This is a genomic window from Roseateles subflavus, assembly GCF_030285365.1.
Lineage (GTDB): Bacteria > Pseudomonadota > Gammaproteobacteria > Burkholderiales > Burkholderiaceae_C > Roseateles_B > Roseateles_B subflavus.
This window is the reverse complement of sequence record NZ_JASVDS010000002.1, coordinates 768,356-788,144: the sequence shown is the minus strand read 5'-3', so window position 1 is coordinate 788,144 and position 19,789 is coordinate 768,356. Positions and strand designations below refer to the sequence as shown.

Annotated in this window: 17 protein-coding genes; 2 read left to right on the top strand and 15 right to left on the bottom strand. The window is 69.4% G+C overall.

Annotated features, from left to right (window positions below):
* Window positions 1-2,034, bottom strand: coding sequence for a DUF6600 domain-containing protein (locus QRD43_RS09330; RefSeq protein WP_285982209.1), 2,034 nt, complete (start codon window positions 2,032-2,034; stop codon window positions 1-3).
* 104 nt (window positions 2,035-2,138) lie between these two features.
* Window positions 2,139-2,675, bottom strand: coding sequence for a peptide deformylase (gene def / locus QRD43_RS09325; protein ID WP_285982208.1), 537 nt, complete (start codon window positions 2,673-2,675; stop codon window positions 2,139-2,141).
* Window positions 2,676-2,726: 51 nt separating this feature from the next.
* On the opposite strand from def, the gene QRD43_RS09320 reads away from it, so the two are divergent.
* Window positions 2,727-3,686 (top strand): MBL fold metallo-hydrolase, encoded by a 960-nt coding sequence (locus tag QRD43_RS09320; RefSeq protein ID WP_285982207.1) that lies wholly within the window; start codon window positions 2,727-2,729, stop codon window positions 3,684-3,686.
* Between the two features lie 13 nt (window positions 3,687-3,699).
* Here the strand turns inward: QRD43_RS09320 and ntrC are convergent, their stop codons facing one another.
* The 10 genes from ntrC to QRD43_RS09270 all read right to left on the bottom strand — a co-directional run bounded on the left by ntrC (window position 3,700) and on the right by QRD43_RS09270 (window position 14,382).
* A complete protein-coding gene (ntrC, locus tag QRD43_RS09315) occupies window positions 3,700-5,202 on the bottom strand; it encodes a nitrogen regulation protein NR(I) (RefSeq protein ID WP_285982206.1) in 1,503 nt (500 codons plus the stop codon).
* A gap of 30 nt (window positions 5,203-5,232) precedes the next feature.
* Window positions 5,233-6,324 carry a nitrogen regulation protein NR(II) gene (gene glnL, locus QRD43_RS09310; RefSeq protein ID WP_285982205.1) on the bottom strand — a complete coding sequence of 364 codons (1,092 nt, stop codon included), beginning with the start codon at window positions 6,322-6,324 and terminating at the stop codon, window positions 5,233-5,235.
* Window positions 6,325-6,350: 26 nt separating this feature from the next.
* Complete coding sequence (locus QRD43_RS09305; protein ID WP_285982204.1) at window positions 6,351-6,893, bottom strand: hypothetical protein; 543 nt, start codon at window positions 6,891-6,893, stop codon at window positions 6,351-6,353.
* A 162-nt stretch (window positions 6,894-7,055) separates the two neighbouring features.
* On the bottom strand, window positions 7,056-8,471 hold the full coding sequence (glnA, locus tag QRD43_RS09300; RefSeq protein WP_269629735.1) for a type I glutamate--ammonia ligase: 1,416 nt from the start codon (window positions 8,469-8,471) through the stop codon (window positions 7,056-7,058).
* Window positions 8,472-8,750: 279 nt separating this feature from the next.
* Entirely contained in the window at window positions 8,751-9,545 is a 795-nt protein-coding gene (locus QRD43_RS09295) for a competence/damage-inducible protein A (protein ID WP_285982203.1), read from the bottom strand.
* Between the two features lie 13 nt (window positions 9,546-9,558).
* Window positions 9,559-10,485: an EI24 domain-containing protein gene (locus QRD43_RS09290; RefSeq protein WP_285982202.1), complete on the bottom strand. Its 927-nt coding sequence runs from the start codon at window positions 10,483-10,485 to the stop codon at window positions 9,559-9,561.
* A gap of 90 nt (window positions 10,486-10,575) precedes the next feature.
* On the bottom strand, window positions 10,576-11,583 hold the full coding sequence (locus QRD43_RS09285) for a sterol desaturase family protein (RefSeq protein WP_285982201.1): 1,008 nt from the start codon (window positions 11,581-11,583) through the stop codon (window positions 10,576-10,578).
* A gap of 24 nt (window positions 11,584-11,607) precedes the next feature.
* Entirely contained in the window at window positions 11,608-12,417 is an 810-nt protein-coding gene (locus QRD43_RS09280) for a polysaccharide deacetylase family protein (RefSeq protein WP_434063846.1), read from the bottom strand.
* Window positions 12,417-13,412 carry a YncE family protein gene (locus QRD43_RS09275; protein WP_285982200.1) on the bottom strand — a complete coding sequence of 332 codons (996 nt, stop codon included), beginning with the start codon at window positions 13,410-13,412 and terminating at the stop codon, window positions 12,417-12,419. The genes QRD43_RS09280 and QRD43_RS09275 overlap by 1 nt, the downstream gene beginning before the upstream one ends.
* A 157-nt stretch (window positions 13,413-13,569) precedes the next feature.
* The gene (locus tag QRD43_RS09270; protein ID WP_285982199.1) at window positions 13,570-14,382 is read right to left on the bottom strand and encodes a TIGR00266 family protein; all 813 of its coding nucleotides are present in this window, start codon (window positions 14,380-14,382) and stop codon (window positions 13,570-13,572) included.
* Window positions 14,383-14,477: 95 nt separating this feature from the next.
* On the opposite strand from QRD43_RS09270, the gene QRD43_RS09265 reads away from it, so the two are divergent.
* A complete protein-coding gene (locus QRD43_RS09265; RefSeq protein WP_285982198.1) occupies window positions 14,478-15,284 on the top strand; it encodes an IclR family transcriptional regulator domain-containing protein in 807 nt (268 codons plus the stop codon).
* 402 nt (window positions 15,285-15,686) lie between these two features.
* Here the strand turns inward: QRD43_RS09265 and phbB are convergent, their stop codons facing one another.
* The 3 genes from phbB to phaC all read right to left on the bottom strand — a co-directional run bounded on the left by phbB (window position 15,687) and on the right by phaC (window position 19,525).
* Window positions 15,687-16,430 (bottom strand): acetoacetyl-CoA reductase, encoded by a 744-nt coding sequence (gene phbB, locus QRD43_RS09260; RefSeq protein WP_285982197.1) that lies wholly within the window; start codon window positions 16,428-16,430, stop codon window positions 15,687-15,689.
* Window positions 16,431-16,611: 181 nt separating this feature from the next.
* Window positions 16,612-17,793 (bottom strand): acetyl-CoA C-acetyltransferase, encoded by a 1,182-nt coding sequence (locus QRD43_RS09255; protein ID WP_285982196.1) that lies wholly within the window; start codon window positions 17,791-17,793, stop codon window positions 16,612-16,614.
* Window positions 17,794-17,863: 70 nt separating this feature from the next.
* Window positions 17,864-19,525, bottom strand: a complete 1,662-nt coding sequence (gene phaC, locus QRD43_RS09250; protein WP_434063862.1) for a class I poly(R)-hydroxyalkanoic acid synthase — start codon at window positions 19,523-19,525, stop codon at window positions 17,864-17,866.
* Window positions 19,526-19,789: the final 264 nt, after the last annotated feature.

Here is a 19,789-nt window from a genome sequence, read left to right as displayed (position 1 = left end):
TCAGCGCTCGTCCTGGCGGCCCTTGCGCGGCACGTTGTCCTGAGGCACGGGACGGGCGGGCCGCGCCTCTTCCTGGCGCTGCGGGGGCGCCGCCCGCGGCGCCTCCGGCGCACGGACCGGCTCGCGGACCACCTCGCGAGGCATCTCCCGCGGGCGCTCGGGCTGGGCCTGGCGCAGGGGCACCTCGCGCGGCTGCTGCTCGAATCGCTGCTGGCGCTCCTGGCGCTCCATGCGGTCCACGCGATCCTGGCGTTCCTGGCGCTCGCGCTCCATCAGGCGCTCGCGGTCCTGGCGTTCACGGTCGGCACGCTCGCGGTCCTGGCGCTCGCGGTCCTGGCGCTCCTGGAACGCGCGGTCGGGGACCGCCGTCGGAACCTGACCTTGCATCTGAAGTGCAGGCTCGCGACTCTCGTGGCGCGAGGGCGTGTCGGGCAGGCGGCGCAAGGGCGGACCATCGTCCCGCGGGCGGGCCGGCACGACCTGCGGCACGGCGGCGGGCGAGGTCGGCACCGACACCTGAGGCACCGGCACGGCAGCGGGCGGCGCCACCGGCGGCGTCGAGCTCAGCACGGGCGCCTGGCCGGGCTGCAGGCGCAGCGGCACGCCAGGCCCCGGATCCTCACCGCGATCGCCCCGACCGCGCCCCACGTCCCGGCGAGCCGGGGCGACATCGGGCGAGGCGGCCACGCCGGGCACCGCCGGCAGGGTGCGCAGCGGGACGCCGGCATCGCCGCGGGCCTCCTGCGGACGCCACTCCTGACGGCCGGGCGCCTGCGGCAGCGGCCGCAGCGGCACGTTGGCATCGGCGTGGACCACGGCACGCGCGGCCCCGTCGTTCCAGACGCTGACGGCGCCGTGGACCTCGCGGTTGCTGCGGGGCGGCGGCAGGGCCGGGCCGCGGTTCACCACGGTCACGGGGTCATGCTCGCGATTGATGCGCTGCTCGTAATGCGGGGTGTGGCGGTAGCTCGGCACATAGACCTCGCGCGGGGCCAGCGGATACCAGCCATAGCGCGGCACCGGCCGCGCACCGATGCTGATGCCCACGCTCACGTGCGGTCCGCCCACCCAGGCCACCAGGGCCGGCGCGTAGACCGGGCGCGCGACATAGCGGCCGGGCACCCAGCACCAGCGCTCGCGCACCATGACCCAGCGGCCGTAGTGGAAGGGCGCGAAGCCCCAGGGCGCGTCGTCGACCCAGGTCCAGCCCCAGTGGCGGGTCCAGGTCCAGCGTCCGTAGCGGTAAGGCGCCCAGTCCGGCGCCACCTGCTGCGGAATCCAGACGGTGCCGTACTCGTCAGAGGCCTCCCAGCGGCCATGGCGGTCGAGGTCCTCGGCGCCGGTCATCTCCGGCGAGACATAGCGGTAGGCCGGCAGGTCGCCCTCGCTGCGGTTCATGCCCAGCAGCCAGTCGGCGAAACGATCGCGCTCCAGCACTTGGCGCTCGACGCGCGGACCGTCACCCCACCAGAACTCGGCCTGCTCATTGGGCTGCAGCCACACGGGCGGCGTGCCCGGCGCGCGGGCCTCGAAACGAAGCTCGCCCTCCCAGTTGTAGGCACGGCTGCCACGGTCGAGCTGGTCGATGCGGTACAGGCCCTTGCGCTCGAAGGAAAAGCGCCCCTCGCGCGTGCGCACCTGCAACTCGCGCACGGCCTCGGCATTGCGCAGGCGCAGACCCAGCTGGCCGCGCGCCAGCAGCAGTTCGAGGTGGTCCTCGTCGAGGCGGCTCAGTTCGAGATCGGCGGACTGGTCCACCCACAGGCTCGTGGAGCCCACCCGCAAGGCCAGGCGGCCATCGCGCTCGGTGCGGATCCGGTCCCCCTCACCCAGCGTCTGGTTCGGCGCGAGGCGCTGCCAGTCCTTGGTCTCGGCATCGAAGACCCAGGCGGTGCCCTGCGTCTCGGCCACGCGGGCGGCGCGCGTGGGCGGATCCTCCGCATGCGCCACAGGGGCCCAGAGGCTGGCGGCCAGCAGCAGCGCGGTGGCCAGGGGGCGCCAGGGTCGGGCGCGGGACGGTGTCATTGTGGGCATGGAGGCTCTCCTCGGCTGCAGCCCCAACGCGGCAGACGGCCTGCGGGATGACGCCGCGGATGTAACAGGTGGGCGGCCTTCGCCCGCCCTGCGAACGTGGGCGTTCAGTCGTCCGTGTTCGGGTCCAGGTCGGGGAACAGGACCGAGGTGTAGCCGAAGCGGCTGAAGTCCCGGATGCGCGAGGGATAGAGCCGCCCGATGAGATGGTCGCACTCGTGCTGGACCACCCGCGCATGGAAGCCCTCGGCCTCCCGCTCGATGGGCCGGCCCTGCGGGTCGACGCCGCTGTAGCGGATGCGCTGCCAGCGGGGCACCACGCCGCGCAGGCCCGGCACGGAGAGGCAGCCTTCCCAGCCGTCCTCCTGTGCCTCGCCCAGGGGCGTGATGACGGGGTTGATCAGCACCGTCAGCGGCACCGGCGGCGCTTCCGGGTAGCGCTCGTTGCGCTCGAAGCCGAAGATCACCACCTGCAGGTCGACGCCGATCTGCGGCGCCGCGAGGCCCGCGCCGTTGGCGGCCTTCATGGTGTCCTGCATGTCCTCGATGAGCGAGGCCAGCGCCGGCGTGCCGAACTCCGTCACGGGCTGGGCCACGCGCAGCAGGCGCTCATCTCCCATCTTCAGCAGCTCGCGAACAGCCATGGGGTCATCCTCACGCATCAGTTATCGTTGCGGGCATTCTAGGGAGCCTGCATGCCACCGTATCTGTTGTCCTTGGGCCCCGGCCTGTACCGCATCGACACCGCCTTCCAGCGCGACGACTTCGACGCCGCCTACCTCGTGGTCGACCAGGGCCGCGCGGCCTTCATCGACACCGGCACCAACCATGCCGTCCCGCGCCTGCTGGGCGCCCTCGCCCACCTGGGGCTCGCGCCGGAGGCCGTGGACTGGGTGATCCCCACGCACGTGCACCTGGACCACGCCGGCGGCGTCGGGCTGCTGATGCAGTCGCTGCCGCAGGCGCGCCTGCTCGCCCACCCGCGCGGCCTGCGCCACCTGGTGGATCCGCGCGCGCTGTGGGCCGGTGCGCTCGCGGTCTATGGCGAGGAGGAAATGCAGCGCTCCTACGGCCAGCTCCAGGCCGTGCCTGCCGAGCGCGCCGTGGCCAGCGAGGACGGCCAGCGCGTGCGCGTGGGTGGCCGGGAGCTGCTGCTGATCGACACACCGGGCCACGCCCGCCACCACCACTGCCTCTTCGACGCGCAGAGCGGCTGCTGGTTCACGGGGGACACCTTCGGCCTGTCCTACCGCGAATTCGACGTGGACGGCCAGCCCTGGGTCTTCCCCACGAGCACGCCGGTGCAGTTCGAGCCCGAGGCGCTGAAGCAGTCGATGCAGCGCATGCTCGACGCCCGGCCGCAGGGCATGCTGCTCACCCATTTCGGCCGGATCGGCCACAGCGAGGGCGAGGTCCGCGCCTTGCACGTGGCGCTGCTGGCGCTGCTCGACGAGACCGTGGCGCTGAGCCTGGCCCTGCGCGGCGCCGAGGATCGCCATGAGGCCCTGAAGGCGGCGCTGTCGGGGCTCTACCTGGACTCGCTGGCCGCGCACGGCTGCATGCTGCCGCGCGAGCGGCAGCATGCGCTGCTGGCCATGGACATCGAGCTCAACGCCCAGGGCATCGGCGTCTGGCTGGACAAGCTGCCCGACTGAGCCCGGGCCGCGCTCACACGTCCAGGCCCAGCTCCTGGATCTTGCGCGTGATGGTGTTGCGGCCGATGCCCAGCTTCTGGGCGGCCTCGATGCGGCGGCCGCGGGTCATGTCCAGCGCCGTCATGATGAGGCTGGCCTCGAAGCGGCGGCAGAGCTGATCCCAGACATCCGTCTCGCCGGCGGCCAGCAGGCGCCGCGCCTCCCGGGCCATCTCGGCCACCCAGGCGTCCGGACCCCCGCCGAAGCTCGGCAGGGCCGGGGTGCTCCCGGCAAAGGCCGGCATCGCCTGCCCGGCCGCTGCATTGAGCGACGCAGCAACGCTGGCGGACTCGCCCCCCGGCACGGCATCCGGCGCGCGTTCGCCCTGGAGCAGCTCCTGCGGGAGGTCCTTGGCTTCGACCTGCTGCGACGGCGCCATCACGCTGAGCCAGTGGCAGATGTTCTCCAGCTGCCGCACATTGCCCGGGAAGTCGAAGGCACACAACGAGGCCAGCGCCGCGTCCGACAGGCGCTTGGGCTCCACGCCCAGCTCGGTGGCACTGCGCTGCAGGAAGAAGCGGGCCAGCACGGGCACGTCCTCGCGACGCTCGCGCAGCGGCGGCAGGCGCAGGCGGATCACGTTGAGGCGATGGAACAGATCCTCGCGGAAGGCGCCCTGGCGCACGCGCTCCTCCAGATTCTGGTGCGTGGCCGCGATGACGCGCACATTGCTGCGCAGCGGGCTGTGCCCCCCCACGCGGTAGTACTGGCCGTCGGACAGCACGCGCAGCAGGCGGGTCTGCAGGTCCAGCGGCATGTCGCCGATCTCGTCGAGGAACAGCGTGCCGCCCTCGGCCTGCTCGAAGCGGCCGCGCCGCGTGGCCTGCGCGCCGGTGAAGGCGCCGCGTTCGTGGCCGAACAGCTCGGACTCCAGCAGGTCCTTGGGGATCGCCGCCGTGTTGATGGCCACGAAGGTCCCCTCGGCCCGCGGGCTGTGCTTGTGCAGCGCACGTGCGACCAGCTCCTTGCCGGAGCCCGACTCGCCGGTGATCAGCACGGTGACATTGCTCTGCGAGAGCCGGCCGATGGCGCGGAACACGTCCTGCATGGCCGGCGCCTGGCCCAGCATCTCGGGCACCTGCGCCGCCGACTCCTGCTCGACCGCGGCCTCGCGCAGGCTCTCCTCCTGGGCGCGGCGGATCAGCTCCACGGCCCGCGAGAGATCGAAGGGCTTGGGCAGGTACTCGAAGGCGCCGCCCTGGAAGGCCGAGACGGCGCTGTCGAGGTCGGAGTAGGCCGTCATGATGATGACCGGCAGCCCCGGATGTCGCTCCTTGACCTTGGCCAGCAGATCGAGGCCCGAGCCGCCGGGCATGCGGATGTCGGAGACCAGGACCTGCGGGCTGTCCTCCTCCAGGGCGGCGAGGAGGTCACGCGTGTTGGAGAAGCAGCGCACCGGCAGCCCCTCGCGCGCCAAGGCCTTCTCGAGCACAAAGCGGATCGAATGGTCGTCATCAACAATCCAGATGGATTTCATGCAGCTCTCCCCTTTGCCACAAGTACTCCCTCAAGGCAAAGGCAGGGTGATTCGGAAGTCCGTCCGTCCAGGCTCGCTGTCGCAGTCGATCATGCCCTGGTGCTGTTGCGCGATCGTCTGCGAGAGTGTCAGCCCGAGGCCCGAACCGCCCTCCCGCCCCGAAACCAGGGGATAGAAGATGCGGTCATGGATCTCGGGCGGCACGCCCGGCCCGTTGTCCTCGATATGCAATTCCAGTGCCAGGCGCCAACGCTGCTTGCCGAGGGTCACCTGGCGTGCCACGCGCGTGCGCAGCACGATCTCGGCGTCCCCGGCGGCGATGCGCGGCGCCAGGGCCTGGGCGGCGTTCTGCACGATGTTGAGCACGGCCTGGATCAGTTGCTCACGGTCCCCACGGAAGTCGGGCAGCGAGGTGTCGTAATCGCGCCGTACCTTGAGCCCCTTGGGGTACTCGGCCAGGATCAGCGAGCGCACCCGCTCACAGACCTCATGGATGTTGACGTCCCCCACCACCTGCGCGCGGCGATGGGGGGCCAGCAGGCGATCAACGAGGGACTGCAGGCGGTCGGCCTCGTGGATGATGACGTCGGTGTACTCGGCCAGCTCCGGGCCGAGCTCGGTCGGCTGCAGCTCCAGCGCCAGCAGCTGCGCGGCGCCGCGGATGCCGCCGAGCGGGTTCTTGATCTCGTGGGCGAGGTTGCGGATCAGCTCCTTGGTGGCCTGCACCTGGTCCAGCGTGCGCTCCTCACGGTCCTGGCGGGACTGCTGGGCGTTCTCGATCAGCTCGAGCAGCAGCAGGTCCGGCGAATCCGTCTGGCTGACGATCACCTGGACGGGCAGCGCCTCCTCGTGCGGTCGCAGGCCCCGGCGCAGCAGCGTCTCGAAGCGGCTGCTGGAGTAGGCATTGCGGGAGACGCCGTCGATGGCCTCGCGCAGCCGTGCCCCATCCTCGAGCCAGTCCTGCACATGGCTGCGCGCCAGGACGCGGCGCGAGAGCTGCATCTGGGTCTCCAGTGCCGCGTTGACATGCACGCAGGCACCATCACGGTGCACCAGCGCCACCATGGTGGCCAGCATGTCCAGGGCGCGCAGGCCCTCGGGGTCTTGATCAATGGCAGTCATGTCGGAGTCCAGCCCCGGCACGATGCTCAGGGCAGTTTGCTGAGTTCCCGCTTGATGGCGCCGATGTCCGCCTCCTGGCGCGAGATGCTGGCCTTGAGGTCCGCCACGCGGTCCAGGTACTTCTGGTAGTTGCGCTCATCCCCGCGGCGCTCGGGCGTGCCGCCGGCATATTCCTTCTGCAGCTCGGCGAGCTTGCCCTCGGCCTCGCGCAGCTCGCGCTCCAGCACGCCACGGCGATCGGAGTCGCGGGCCTTCTGCAGAAGGGGATCCACCTTCGCGGTGGCACCCTCGGCACTGCCCTGCCCCGAAGCGGCGGGGCGCGCCGGCTTGGGCACCGACACCACCGTCACCGGCGACCCCTCGATCGTGCGGCAGCCCTTCTCCTGGGCCTCCTTGGGCGAAAGCGAATCCGTGTAGAGCACCGGCGGGCCGGGGCAGCGGTAGACCTGGGAGCCCTGACTCGCCTGGGCCGCTGCGGACAGCGGGGCACTCAGTGCCAGCAGTCCGGTCAGCAGGGCCAGGCCGTGAGCGACCGGGCCGCGGAAGGAGAAGGTGGTGTTGCTTTGCATGCAGCGGGGCGCGTTCGGAGCCAAGAGCAGCCATTGTGGCGCATCCCGGGCCGAACATCGCGCCGGAATGACGCCTGCAAACACCCCGCAACAAAAGAAAAAGGGACGGCTGACGCCGTCCCTCTTGTTGCGCGGTCTGTGCAGACACCCCGCGCATCCCCATCACAGGGCGTAGTACATGTCGTACTCGACCGGGTGGGTGGCCATGCGGAAACGGGTCACCTCTTGCATCTTCAGATCGATGTAGGCATCGATGAAGGCATCGGTGAACACGCCGCCCTTGGTCAGGAAGGCACGGTCCTTGTCCAGATACTCGAGGGCCTGGTCCAGGCTGTGGCAGACGGTCGGGATCTTCGCGTCTTCTTCCGGGGGCAGGTGGTACAGGTCCTTCGTGGCGGCTTCGCCCGGATGGATCTTGTTCTCGACACCGTCCAGGCCGGCCATCAGCAGCGCGGCGAAGCACAGGTAGGGGTTGGCGCTGGGATCCGGGAAGCGGGCTTCCACGCGACGGCCCTTGGGGTTCGCCACGTACGGAATGCGGATCGAGGCCGAGCGGTTCTTGGCCGAGTAGGCCAGCTTCACCGGGGCTTCGAAGCCGGGCACCAGGCGCTTGTAGCTGTTGGTGCCGGGGTTCGTGATGGCGTTCAGGGCACGGGCGTGCTTGATGATGCCGCCGATGTAGTACAGGGCGAAATCGCTCAGGCCGGCGTAGCCGTCACCGGCGAACAGGTTCTTGCCGTCCTTCCAGACGGACTGGTGCACGTGCATGCCGCTGCCGTTGTCGCCCACGATGGGCTTGGGCATGAAGGTGGCGGTCTTGCCGTAGGCGTGGGCCACGTTCTGGATCACGTACTTCTGCAGCTGCGTCCAGTCGGCGCGCTCGACCAGCGAGCTGAACTTCGTGCCGATTTCCATCTGGCCGGCGTTCGCCACCTCGTGGTGGTGCACTTCGACGGGGATGCCCAGCGATTCGAGGATCAGGCACATCTCCGAGCGCATGTCCTGGCCGCTGTCGACCGGGGGCACGGGGAAGTAGCCGCCCTTGACGGTGGGACGGTAGCCGCTGTTGCCGTGCTCGTATTCCTTGCCGGTGTTCCAGGCGGCTTCTTCGGATTCGATCTTGAAGAAGCAGCCGGACATGTCATTGGCCCAGCGCACGGAGTCGAAGATGAAGAACTCGGGCTCGGGACCGAAGAAGGCGGCGTCGCCCAGGCCGGAGGCCTTCAGGTAGGCTTCGGCGCGCTTGGCCAGGGAGCGGGGATCGCGCTCGTAGGCCTTGCCGTCGGCCGGATCGATGACGTCGCAGGTCAGGATCAGGGTCGGCTCTTCGAAGAAGGGGTCGATGTTGGCCGTGTTCGGGTCCGGCATCAGCAGCATGTCGGAGGCTTCGATGCCCTTCCAGCCGGCGATCGACGAACCGTCGAAAGCGTGGCCCGACGTGAACTTGTCTTCATCGAAGTGAGACACAGGCACGGACACGTGCTGTTCCTTGCCACGGGTATCGGTGAAACGGAAGTCGACGAACTTGACTTCGTTCTCCTTCACCATCTTCATCACATCAGCGACGGTCTTGGCCATCAATCACTCCTAGCGGGTAGCAGGTATGGGGGTCTCGGAATTCGGCGGGCGCCGCGGCTGATCTCAAGCCGGCGGCACATGCACCAAAAACAGAGCAGGTTTCGTGCCAAAGCGCTGCAGGGCGGCCCGCGCCTCATCGGGCGGCGGCCCAGCCCGGTGCACAGGCCCTGGCGACGCGGGATTATGCGCCGCGGCCCCTTGCCGGGACATGACGCCGATCGACAAGCCAGCATTCAGGCCGCGGCGCCCATGCACCAAAGCAGAGCCACCACCGCCCCCTCATCGCACCATTTCGGTGCCAATGGATGCACCAAGTTGGACAAGCCCGGCCTTCATCGCCGCAAAGGCGGCGTCGAGCAAGCCGGCGTCGCCCTTGACGCCCAGCTCCACATGACGGCCCCACTGCGGATGGTCCACGCTGGGCAGGCTGAAGACCTTGATGCCCGGGAACTCCGCCTCGAGGCGAAGCATCAGGGGCGTCAGGGTCCCTTCGAGCGCGCCGGGCAGGATCACCGAGCGCTCCTGGACGGTGCGCGCACGCCGCAGCTGCGGGTAGCGGGTGTCGAGCACCCATTCCATCATCGGGTGGGCCATCACCGGGAAGCCCGGGACGAAATGGACATCGCCCACGAAGAAGCCGGGGATGCGGTTGTAGGGGTTCGGGATGAGGCCGGCGCCCGCCGGGAACTCGCCCATCTGGAAGCGGCGCTGGGTGTCCGGCGATTGCTCGTCGGCCGTGGCGCCCTGCTCCGCGGCCATCTCCTGGATGCGCTGCCAGATGAGCGCCCGCGCCTCGGGGTGCAGCACGAGCGGGCGCCCGAGCGCGGCGGCGGCGGCCTGGCGGCTGTGGTCGTCGGGCGTGGCGCCGATGCCGCCGCAGCTGAAGACGAGGTCGCCGCTGGCGAAGGCCTCGCGCAGCACCGCCGTCTGCGCCTCGCGGTCGTCGCCGATGTAGCGCGCCCAGGCGAGGCCCATGCCCCGCGCGGTCAGGCGCTCGATGGTGGCCGCCAGGTGCTTGTCCTGGCGCTTGCCCGAGAGGATTTCGTCGCCGACGACGATCAGTCCGATGCGCATGGCAGCCCGCCGCTCAGTGGGGCGACGAGGGCGCGGGCAGCGCGGGCGGCTGCTCCTGCGCCTCCTCGAGCGCGGGGGGCGCGGCCTCGTCGGCCGGCCGGGGGTCCAGCAGATCGCCGGGGGCCTCGGTGGCGCGGGACTGCCGCAGCTCGTGCAGCGCCTGCAGGCAGTAGTGGGCGAACCACAGCGAGCTGAAGGCGAACACCAGGGTGTAGAGGAAGACCGAGGCCAGGATCAGGAAGGGCGCGAGCGCCAGGCTCAGCACGCCGAAGGCCCAGATCGCGGTGGGCGCGGCGCCCAGGAAACCGGTCAGCACGCCCAGCCCCAGCAGCGGCACCCGGTGCTCGGCCAGGATGCGCCGCCGCTCAATGCGGGAGGCGTGCTCGGCCAGCGCATCGAAGCCGAAGACGCGGTAGCCCAGCCAGCCCCAGATCAGCGGCGGCAGGAACAGCGCCAGCGGCGGGATCAGCCAGAAGGGCATGCTCAGCAGCAGCGCCAGCACGGCCAGCAGCGTGTGCCCGAGGGACCACAGCACGCTCAGCCAGAACGGCGCCCCGCGCTTGCGCTCGAGACCGGGGAAGCGGCGCTGCGCCACCAGGTTCGTCATCGCAGGGGTCATGAGCACCGCCACGAGCAGCAGGCTGAAGACCAGCAGCGCCGGCACCGCCATGGCCAGCAGCACCAGCGGCGCGATGGCCGTGCGCAGCCCCTGCAGACCCACGTGGTCCAGCCAGGTCAGCACCGTCTCGATCAGGCGCCAGGACTCCAGCGTCGCCCGCACACCGTCGACCGCCGGCTCCCAGAAGAAGTACATCAATCCCCAGGCCAGCGGCCCGGCGATCAGCAGGGGCAGCAGGGACAGCGCGATGACGCGCGGATGCAGGCAGTAGGCCGCAGCACGCCAGAAGGCGTCAGCCACGCGGGACAGGGTGCTGATCATGGATCTCCTCGAGGGCAGCGCCCGGTCGGGGCCGGATTCGCTGGGGCCTCAGCATAGCAAGGCCCGCCCGCGCGGCGACCGTGCCGGGGGTCAGGGGCGCTCGGGCTTGCCGGCAAGCGGCTGGCCAGCCGCCGGACGCAGGGCGCCGGCGAGGCGCGTCAGGCCGAGCCATTGCTGGGCCCAGAAGCCGCGGCCGTAGTCCCGGGCGCCCTCCCCCTCGAGCTGGTCGCGCACGCCGGTGGCGTCGTAGCGCAGCTCGAAGTTGGCCGTGCGGAAGAGGATGTCCCAGACCGGGAAGAGCACCGCGAAGTTGTGCCCGCCCAGCGTGCCCTTGCCCCCGGACTCGTGCCCGATGCCGATGGAGTGATGCAGGCGATGGAAGCGCGGGCTCACGAAGAGCCGCTCCAGCACCGGGCCGAACCACAGCCGCACATTGGCGTGCTGCAGGTTCTCCATCAGCTGCGAGAAGGCGACCAGGGCCACGAACTGCCCCGGCTCCACGCCGATGAAGCGGGCCAGCAGCACGAAGAAGACATCGCGCAGGACGTCGTCCAGCAGGTGGTTGCGGTTGTCGCTCCACATGCTCATCGAGCGCTGGCTGTGGTGCAGCGAATGCAGGGCCCACCACCACTCGAACTGGTGCTGCGCGCGGTGCAGCCAGTAGTTGAAGAAATCGAAGACGAGCAGGTAGAGCAGGAAGCTCACCCAGGGCAGGTCGGTGACGCCGGGCCACAGGGCATCCAGCTGCCAGGTGGGCAGGCCGGCCAGCCGCATCTCGCCGGAGACCATGTCCAGCAGCGGGTCCAGGCTGAAGAACATCGCGAGGCGGAAGAGCCCGAGGCGATGGATCAGCGTGTAGATCACGTCCACCCGCACGGCGCGGCGGTCCTGCTGCGACTCGACAGGGCGCCAGCGCTCCAGGCTGCGGATCACCACCAGCATCAGCAGCACCTGGATGAGGCCGACCAGCAGCCAGCCGGTGCCGTCATAGGCCTCTTCCAGCCGGTTGCCGAGTCCGAGGCCGAAGCCCAGCGGCTGCACCACCTGCTCGAAGAGCCATTGCTGGGCTTGGGCGAAGAGATCGGTGAACCAGTCCATGCGTGAGGTCGTCGTTCCGGTGGGTCAGGGCTTGCGGGCGGCCAGCGGGCGCTCGGGGCTGCCGCCCTTGAGCAGGCCGGCGTAGCGAGGATGGTCGCGCAGCGGGGCGAAGCAGTAGCCCTTGTCCTTGAGCCCCTTCATCAGCGGCTCCAGCACGGCGGGCGCCCACGCGTCCTGGCGCGACCAGATGCCCAGATGGGCCATGAGGATGTCGCCCGGCTTGACGTTCTTCAGCGCCCGGCTGAGCAGCTGCTCGTTGGAGTAGCGTTCCGAGGGCAGCTCGTCGCCCAGGAAGCCGGCGGGGCTCCAGCCCACATGGGTGTAGCCGCAGGACTTGGCCGCCGCCAGCAGCGCGGGCGAGGTCCGGCCGGCGGGCGCACGGAAGATGGGGTCCAGGCGCTGGCCCGTCATCTCGGTGAAGCGCTGGGCGGTCCGGTTGAGCTCCTCGCAGTACTCGGCGGCGCTGAGATCCCGCATCTTCGGCGGCTCGATGCCGGCCTGCACCTTCATGCGGAAGCGGCCGTCGGGCAGGTCCTCCATCCAGATGTCGTGCGACCAGGTGTGCGAGCCGAAGTCGTGGCCTTCCGCCGCGCGGGCGCGCCACCACGGCGCCCATTCCTCGTCCAGCGTGCGGCCGTCCGACAGCGTGGGCTCGTTGGCGAGGAAGAAGGTGGCCTGCGCGTCGTAGCGCTTGAGCAGGTCCGCCACCAGGGGCGCGACGCCCATGTGGCCGGTGTCGAAGCTCAGGAAGACCGGCTTCTCGTCAGGTTTGCAGGCCGCCTGCGCCGCCACCACGACGACGACCAGGGCCGGCGCCACCATCCACTGTTTCATCACTGCCTCGACACATGGTCCAGGGTCCAGACCCCGTGAGGCGACTTGCCCACGTTCACCTGCTTGACGACCTTCTTCGTCTGCAGGTCGATCATGGTCAGCTTGCGGGCCCAGCGCGAGGTCACGAGCAGCGTCTTGCCGTCGGGCAGGATCTCCATGTCGTCCGGGCCGCCGGGCGCCTTGAAGGTCTCAACCACCGTGAAGCTTTGCAGGTCGATCTTGCTGATGGTGTTGTTGGCGCGGTTGCTGACCAGCACATGGCGCTTGTCGCCCATCGAGCGGAAGCTGTGCGCTCCCTCGCCCGTCTGCAGGCGCTTGACCAGCTTCGGCGCCGGGCCGCTGACGTCGTAGACCTCGACATGGCTGTCGCCGGTGAGCGCCACCAGCAGGTGCTTGTCGTCCTGCGTCAGGAAGATGTCCGCCGGCATCTTGCCGACCGGCACCTTCCAGCGCGGGGCCTGCGTGGCCAGGTCGATGGCGGTGATCTCGTCGGAGTCCTGCAGGCTCACGTAGACCACCGAGCTCTTGGTGTCGACGTAGAGGTGGCTCGGCGTCTTGGGGGCCGGGATGCGCTTGACCAGCTGCAGCGGCTCCTTCGCGTTCTGCGGCTGCCAGCGGTACAGGGCGATGTGGTCCAGACGGTTGCCCGCCGTGATGAACCACTTCATGTCCGGCGAGAAGCGCAGGTGGTAGGGATCCGTGATGCCGTGCAGCACGCGCTGCACCTGGGCAGTGACCGGGTCGATGAAGGTCAGCGAATCGCCCAGGGCGTTGGCGACGATCATGGACTTGTCGTCCGGCGTCAGGTAGAGGTGGTGCGGCTCCTTGCCGGTCGGGATGCGGCGGACCTGGGTGAAGCTCACCGGGTCGATGACGCTGATGTCGGCGTCCAGCGAATTGAGCACGAAGAACGGGTGCGGGGCGGCCTGGGCCGGGGCCAGGGCCGCGCTGGCCAGCAGGGCCAGGGCCAGCAGGGGCCGGCAGAAACGGGACATGTGGATTCCTTGAACCGGGGGCGCAGCGATCGACGCTGCCATCACCCTCAAGTGTATTCGCCTGCCCGGATCACCGGCCGCCCGGCCAGCTGCGCTGGCTCAAGCCGGGCGCAGATCGCCGGTTCCGGCGGCCTGCGCCCGCGGGGTGCGCGACAACTTACTCGTCGTCGCCACCCAGGATGGAGCCGAGCACGCCGCCGGCACCGAAGCCGCCCAGCAGCGAGCCCTCCTCCTTGCGGCCGCCGTTCTGAGGCGCCGCGGCGAAGATGCGAGAGGCCAGGCGCGAGAAGGGCAGGCTCTGCAGCCAGACCTCGCCGGGGCCCGTCATCTTGGCCAGGAACAGGCCCTCGCCGCCGAACAGCGCCGTCTTGATCTTGCCGACGTACTGGATCTCGAAGTTGACGCTGGGCGTGTAGGCCACCACGCAACCGGTGTCGACCAGGATCGTCTGGCCCGGCTGCAGGGTGCGGCGCACCACCGTCCCGCCGGCGTGCACGAAGGCCAGGCCGTCACCGTCGAGCTTCTGCATGATGAAGCCCTCGCCGCCGAAGAAGCCCGTGCTGAGCTTCTGCTGCACGGCGATGCCGAGGGACACGCCGCGCGCCGCGCACAGGAAGGCGTCCTTCTGGCAGATCAGCGTGCCACCGAGCTGGCGCAGGTCCATGGGCAGGATCTTGCCCGGGTAGGGTGCCGCGAAGGCCACGCGCTGCTTGCCGCTGCCGTTGTTCGTGTAGATCGTGGTGAAGAGCGATTCACCGGTGACGAGGCGCTTGCCCGCGCCGAGCAGCTTGCCGAAGAAGCCGCCCTGGTTGGCAGAGCCGTCTCCGAAGATGGTGTCCATCGAGATGCCTGCATCCATGTACATCATGCTGCCGGCCTCGCCGATGGCCGCTTCGCCGGGGTCGAGCTCGACCTCCACGAACTGCATCTCCGCACCCTTGATCTCGTAATCGACGACGTCCATGGCCATTGCAGGTCCTCCTCAGATAATCAAATAAACCTTGGCGGCGTGATGTTAACGAATGAAAACGGCTTGGCGTCGGGGCTCTGCCTATACTGCGCCGCATGGATGAGCCGACGACGCAGCCCCAGGGGGCGCCCGCCTTGAAGCCAGGGGACAGCTATGTGCAGTCCTTTGCCCGCGGCCTGTCCGTCATCCGCGCCTTCAGCGCCGACGCCCCCGCCCAGACGCTCACCGAGGTCTCCCGCCGCTGCGGCCTCACCCGTGCCGGCGCGCGCCGCATTCTGCTGACCCTGGAAACACTCGGTTATGTCCGCACCGAAGGCCGGCTGTTCTCGCTGACGCCCAAGATCCTCGACCTCGGCTTTGCCTACCTCTCCTCGCAGCCGCTGTGGCAGTTTGCCGAGCCGGTGATGCAGGTGCTGGCCAGCGACCTCAAGGAGAGCTGCTCCGCCGCCGTGCTGGAGGGCCAGGACATCGTCTACGTGCTGCGCGTGCCCGCGCGCAAGATCATGAGCGTGAATCTGGGCGTGGGCAGCCGCCTGCCGGCCTGGTGCACGTCCATGGGCCGCGTGCTGCTGGCCGGCCTGCCCGAGGCCCAGCTGGAGCAGCATCTCGCCCAGGCCCGCTGGCAGCCCTATACGCAGCGCACCGCCATGAACATGGACGAGGTGCGTGCGCGCATCGCCCAGGCCCGAACCCAGGGCTGGTGCCTGGTGAACCAGGAGCTCGAGGATGGCCTCGTGTCCCTCGCCGCCCCCATCGTCGATCGCCAGGGCCGGACCATCGCCGCGCTGAACATCGGCGCCCAGGTCAACCGCACCCCGCCCGAAGCCCTGCTGGAAAACGCCCTGCCCCGCCTCCTGGATTCGGCACGCAGCATCTCCCGACTCCTCCAGATCAAGACCTGACCCCCCCCTACCGGCTTCGCCGGCCCCCCAGGGGGCGAGCTTGAGGGCCCGGCAAAGCCGGATCCCCAAGCTCCGTGCCTGAAAAACAAAACGGGACCCGATGGTCCCGCTTTGTTTTGTCCTAAGCTTCCGATGCGAAGCGGTCATGCCGCCTTCGTTATGGCTGAGCAGCGACATCCCCGACCGAAGCGCGTGCCCTGACAAACAAAACGGGACGCAACGCGGGTCCCGTTTTGTTTCCCCAGCGGAGCTTGGGGATCCGGCTCCGCCGGGCCGTCAAGCTCGCCCCCCTGGGGGGGCTGAGGTCGGACACAAACGCCTTGGCGTTTGTGCCTACCGAAGGGCCAGGCCTCTGGCCTGGCGCGGCCTGCAAGGCCGGCGAAGCCGGTAGGCGGGGAGTGTTCACCCCATATGCAAGCCACCATTGCAGGAGAAGTCCGCCCCGGTGGTGAAGCCCGAGTCCTCGCCCGCCAGCCAGGCCACGATGGAGCCGATCTCCTCGGGCATGCCCAGGCGCTTGACCGGAATGGTGCCGACGATCTTCTCGAGCACCTCGGGCTTGATGGCGCGGACCATGTCGGTGCCGATGTAACCCGGGCTCACGGTGTTGACCGTCACGCCCTTGGCAGCCAGCTCCTGCGCCAGCGCCATGGTGAAGCCGTGCATGCCGGCCTTGGCGGCGGAGTAGTTGGTCTGGCCCGCCTGGCCCTTCTCGCCATTCACCGAGCTGATCTGGATGATGCGCCCCCAGCCCTTCTCCACCATGCCCGGCACGACCTGCTTGGTCACGTTGAACATGGAGTTGAGGTTGGTGTCGATCACGGCCTTCCAGTCGTCCGGCGTCATCTTCAGGAACATGCGGTCCCGGGTGATGCCGGCGTTGTTCACCAGCACATCGACCGTGCCGTGCTCGGCAATGGCCTTGCCGAAGGCGGCGACCGTCGAGTCCCAGTCGGCCACGTTGCCGACCGAGGCGTGGAAGGTATAGCCCTCGGCCTTCTGTTCATCCAGCCACTTCTGGAAGTCCCGGCTCGGGCCGCAGCCCGCGATGACCTTGTAGCCGGCGTTGTGCAGCCTGCGGCAGATGGCGGTCCCGATGCCGCCCATGCCGCCGGTGACGTAAGCAACTTTCTGTGTCTGAGTCATGTGAATCTCCTTCGCCTCCATGGCTTGTCAGGGGAACCCGGTGTCGGCGCCGCGTCCTACGCGCCATCCGGGCTGCTGTTGTCATTCGAAGAAGACGCGCATTGCCGGACCTCAGGCTCCCCCAGCCCCCGGATGGGGTCAAGCGGGTTGGCCCTGAGTCCGTGCCTGTGAACGGTGCGGCTCAGCGCTCCACGCAGAGCGCCACGCCCATGCCACCGCCGATGCACAGCGAGGCGATACCCTTCTTCGCCTCGCGCCGCTGCATCTCGTGCAGCAGGGTGACCAGGATGCGCGCGCCCGAGGCGCCGATGGGGTGGCCCAGGGCAATCGCGCCGCCGTTGACGTTGACCTTGGCCAGGTCCCAACCCATCTCCTGGTGCACGGCACAGGCCTGGGCCGCGAAGGCCTCGTTGATCTCCAGCAGGTCCAGATCCTGCGGCGTCCAGCCGGCGCGCTGCAGCGCCTTGCGGGCGGCGGGCACGGGGCCCATGCCCATGGTGGCCGGGTCCAGGCCCGCGCTGGCATAGGACGCGATCCGCGCCAGCGGCGTCAGGCCCAGGGCCTTCGCCTTGTCGGCACTCATCAGCAGCAGCCCGGCGGCGCCGTCATTGAGACCCGAGGCATTGCCCGCCGTCACGGAACCCGCCTTGTCGAAGGCCGGACGCAGACCTGCCAGCGCCTCGGCATTCGTCTTGCGGTTGATGAACTCGTCGGCGTCGAAGACGATCGGATCGCCCTTCTTCTGCGGCAGGCTCACCGGCACGATCTCGTCCTTGAAACGGCCGGCATCCTGCGCCGCCGCGGCCTTCTGCTGCGAGGCCAGGGCCAGCGCGTCCTGCGCCTCGCGGCTGATGGCGTACTGCTTCGCCACGTTCTCCGCCGTGATGCCCATGTGGTACTGGTTGTAGACGTCCCAGAGGCCGTCCACGATCATGGTGTCGACGAGCTTCCAGTCGCCCATGCGCTGGCCGTCACGCGAGCCCGGCAGCACGTGGGGCGCCAGGCTCATGGTCTCTTGCCCGCCGGCGATGACGATCTCCGAGTCGCCGTCGCGGATGGCCTGCGCGGCCAGCATCACCGCCTTCAGGCCGGAGCCGCAGACCTTGTTGATGGTCATGGCCGGCACGGCATGCGGCAGGCCGGCCTTGATCACGGTCTGGCGGGCGGGGTTCTGGCCCGAGCCGGCGGTCAGCACCTGGCCCAGGATCACTTCGCCGACCTGTTCGGGCGCCAGGCCCGAGCGGCGCAGCAGCTCGCGCACCACGGTGGCGCCCAGCTCCGGGGCGGCGGTCTTGGCCAGGCTGCCGCCGAACTTGCCGATGGCCGTGCGGGCCGCGGCGACGATGACGATCTCGGTACTCATGGATGGATCTCCGATGATGGGTAGAGGGTGTGGGTGCGGCCGCCCGTCGGGGGGCCGCACCGGGGCGGGCTCAGGCCTTCTGCTGGACGTAGCGGCCGGGCGCCGGTTCGATGGCTTTGTGCTGGCGGTTGCCGGGGGCCTTGGGCGCCGGCTTCAGCGGGCCGGCATGGCTGGCCAGCCACTGGGACCAGTCGGTCCACCAGGAGCCGGGATGCTCGACGGCCGTGTCGAGCCACTGGCCCGCCTCGGCCGGCAGCGCCGCCGTCTTGCCCGTCCAGTAGCTGCGCTTCTTCTTGGCGGGCGGGTTGATCACGCCGGCGATGTGGCCGGAGGCGCCCAGCACGAAGCGCTTCTTGCCCTTGAAGACCTGGGTGCTGCGGTAGGCGGCCTCCCAGGGCACGATGTGGTCCTCGCGCGAGCCGTAGATGTAGACCGGCGCCTCGATGGCCCCGAGGTCCAGGCGCTCGCCACAGACGGTCAGGGCGCCGGGCTTCTTCAGCTCGTTCTGCAGATAGGTGTGCCGCAGGTACCAGCAGTACATCGGGCCGGGCAGATTGGTCGAGTCGCCGTTCCAGTACAGCAGGTCGAAGGCCGGCGGGGCCTCGCCCTTGAGGTAGTTGCCGACCACATAGTTCCAGACGAGGTCGTTGGGCCGCAGGAAGCTGAAGGTCGTGGCCAGCTCCTGCCCCTTGAGCAGGCCGGGGCCCTTGGGGGCGTCAGGGCCGATGCTCATCTCGCGCAGGCGCACGGAGCCCTCGTCGACGAAGAGGTCCAGGACACCGTTGCTCGCGAAGTCGATCAGCGTGGTCAGCAGCGTGACGCTGGCGGCCGGCTGCTCGCCGCGGGCCGCGAGCACGCCCAGCGCCGTGGCGAGGATGGTGCCGCCGACGCAGAAGCCGAGGGTGTTGATCTTCTGGCTGCCGCTGATGGCCTGCACCGTGCGGATCGCCTGGATGGCGGCCTGTTCGATGTAGTCGTCCCAGGTCCAGCCCACGCAGGATTCGTCGGGGTTGCGCCAGCTCACCACGAAGGTGCGATGGCCCTGCTCCACGGCATGGCGGATCAGCGAGTTGTCCGGCTGCAGGTCGAGGATGTAGTACTTGTTGATGCAGGGCGGCACCATCAGGAAGGGCAGCTCGTGCACTTCCTTGCCCAGCGGGCGGTACTCGATCAACTGGAAGAAGTCGTTCTCGAAGACGACGTCGCCGGCAGTCGTCGCGACATTGCGGCCGACCTCGAAGGCGGATTCGTCCGTCTGGGAGACATGGCCGCGCTGCAGGTCGGCCCACAGCAGCTGCATGCCGCGGGCGATGCTCTCGCCCTGGGTCTTGAGCGCCAGCTCCTGGGCCTCCGGATTGAGCGCGAGGAAGTTGCTGGGCGCAGACGCGTCGACGAACTGCTGCACGGCGAAGCGGATGCGGGCGCGGGTCTTGTCATCACCCTCGACCTGCTCGGCCATGCGCTGCAGCGTCTGGGCGTTGAGCAGGTACAGCTGCGCCGTGAAGGCGGCCACCGGATTGCTGCCCCAGGCCTCGTTCGCGAAGCGCCGGTCGGGCAGCTTCGCCGGATGGCCGGCGGATGCGCTAACCGCCTGGTTCCACAGCCCGCCGGCCTGCTCGAGGTAATCCTTCTGCAGGGCAGCCCAGGCATCGACGGGGACCTTGAGCCCTGCAAAGCTCTTCATGGCTTCGCCGATGCCGGTTTGGAAGTCGCTGGCCATGTGCTCGGCCATCCTGCCCGCCGCCTCGGCGGCAGCGCCGAGGGAGAAGGGGTCGTTGGCGGGTGCGTTGCCCGCACCCTTGCTCTTGGAATTCATGTGTCTCCTCGCGGAATGAACGGCACCCGGGTGCCGTCCGTGGCAGGTTCAGGCCGGATGCACCGGCGCTGGCTCAACCCTTGAGCCAGCGTCTCACGATGGCTTCACAGCATACCCAGGCAAGAAGCTTGCCACAGTCGATGTTGTACGCTTCAAAACTTACCTTCTTATGACGCTCGC